This window comes from Mycobacterium sp. E3298 (assembly GCF_001666895.1).
Taxonomy (GTDB): domain Bacteria; phylum Actinomycetota; class Actinomycetes; order Mycobacteriales; family Mycobacteriaceae; genus Mycobacterium.
Genome location: NZ_LZJB01000279.1, coordinates 1 through 1,533 on the forward strand (window position 1 = coordinate 1; position 1,533 = coordinate 1,533).

3 protein-coding genes are annotated in these 1,533 nt (G+C 68.3%); 2 read left to right on the forward strand and 1 reads right to left on the reverse strand.

Annotated features, from left to right (window positions below):
• Positions 1-27 precede the first annotated feature (27 nt).
• Positions 28-237, reverse strand: coding sequence for a three-helix bundle dimerization domain-containing protein (locus A9X05_RS13145; RefSeq protein WP_067781847.1), 210 nt, complete (start codon positions 235-237; stop codon positions 28-30).
• A gap of 119 nt (positions 238-356) precedes the next feature.
• Between A9X05_RS13145 and A9X05_RS13150 the strand changes: the two genes are divergently transcribed.
• Positions 357-983, forward strand: coding sequence for a TetR/AcrR family transcriptional regulator (locus A9X05_RS13150; protein ID WP_067781849.1), 627 nt, complete (start codon positions 357-359; stop codon positions 981-983).
• Positions 980-1,533, forward strand: a 554-nt coding sequence (locus A9X05_RS13155) for an enoyl-CoA hydratase-related protein (RefSeq protein ID WP_067781860.1), incomplete at its 3' end; no start/stop codon positions are given. The genes A9X05_RS13150 and A9X05_RS13155, both read left to right, overlap by 4 nt.

Genomic DNA, 1,533 nt, shown 5'->3' on the forward strand with positions numbered 1-1,533 from the left:
TCGCGGGAGGCATTCAACCTGAAGTAGCTAGTTCGACCGGTGCCTGAGCTCCTCGCGGGTGTGTTTCTCCACGAACAACGGAACGAAATCCCGTACGCGGCTGTGCGTGAACCGGGCGTGCTCTTCGCGGATGAGGGCGTCGACGACGTTCGATGGGATGTGCGGGAACTCATCTACGAGTTGCCGCTCGATGTCCGCCAACACCGCCTCTTCGTTGACCTGAGTGACCTTACCCATGAGCACGGTGTTCCCGGTCGGCGCTCGCTGTCAAACGGGTTTCAACCGCCGAGCGCGTTAAGCGGTTGCTGCGATCACGTAAACCCATAATAGAGCGATTGCTCTGTTACTATGGCGGCATGCCGCGCCCCCGCGTTCACGACCAGGACCGGATCCTGGATGCCGTCGAACGGCTGGCGGTGCGCTCCGGGCCGGCGTCGGTCACGATTCGCGCGATCAGTGACGCGATCGGCGTATCCAACGGCGCGCTGTACCACACGTTCGGCTCGCGCGCGGGACTCGTCGGGCGCGCCTGGCTGCGGGCCGGGCACCGATTCCTCAGCGCCCAAAGCGAATTGATCGACTCCGCCCCCGACCAAGACGGCGTCGCCGCCGTGGTGGCGGCGGCCGAGGCGCCGGCCGTGTTCGCCGAAACCCACCCCGAGTCGTCGCAACTTTTGCTGACGGTGCGCCGTGACGAGCTGTTGGGTCCGGAGATGCCGCCCGACATCGCCACCCAATTGCGTGACCTGGACCGGCTGCTGGTGGAGACGATGATCCGGCTGGCCCGCCGCCTGTGGGACCGCAAGGACGCCGCGGCCGTCGACGTCATCACGACGTGCATCGTCGACCTACCGACCGCGATCCTGTTGCGCCGCAACCGGATCGACGACCCCGACGCCCGGGAACGACTGCGCGCGGCGGTCGCCGCCGTGCTCGACCTCGGGGCGCCCCGAGGCAGGACCAGAGAAAGGGCCACGACATGACACCGACACTGAGTTGGGACGACAAGATCGCGATTCTGCGCCTCGGCGAGGACGAGAATCGTTTCTCCCCAGAGTTTCTCGACGCGATCAACGGGCAGCTCGACGAAATCCAGCAGGCCGGCGCGCAGGGCCTGGTCACCACCGCGGGCGGCAAGTTCTATACCAACGGCCTGGACTTGGACTGGCTGGGCGCTCACCCCGACCAGACCCAGTCCTACGTCGCGCGGGTGCAGGCCCTGCTGGCCCGCGTCCTCACCTTCCCGATGCCGACGGCCGCCGCGGTGACCGGGCACGCCTTCGGCGCCGGCGCCATGCTCGCGATGGCCCACGACGTGCGGGTGATGCGCGCCGACCGCGGGTTCTTCTGCTTCCCCGAGGTCGACATCCGCATCCCGTTCACCGACGGCATGGCCGCCCTGATCCAGGCCAAGCTCACGCCCCGCGCCGCGGTGGCCTCGATGACGACCGGGCGCCGGTTCGGCGGGGAGGAGGCCGCCGAATTCGGCATCGTCGACGCGACCGCCGCCGAGGCCGAGGTGACCGCCGCGGC

Bases quoted from the DNA above. Each gene is read 5' to 3' on its own strand.
- A9X05_RS13150 (WP_067781849.1), top strand. From the start codon at position 357: ATGCCGCGCCCCCGCGTTCACGACCAGGACCGGATCCTGGATGCCGTC.
- A9X05_RS13145 (WP_067781847.1), bottom strand. From the start codon at position 237: ATGGGTAAGGTCACTCAGGTCAACGAAGAGGCGGTGTTGGCGGACATC.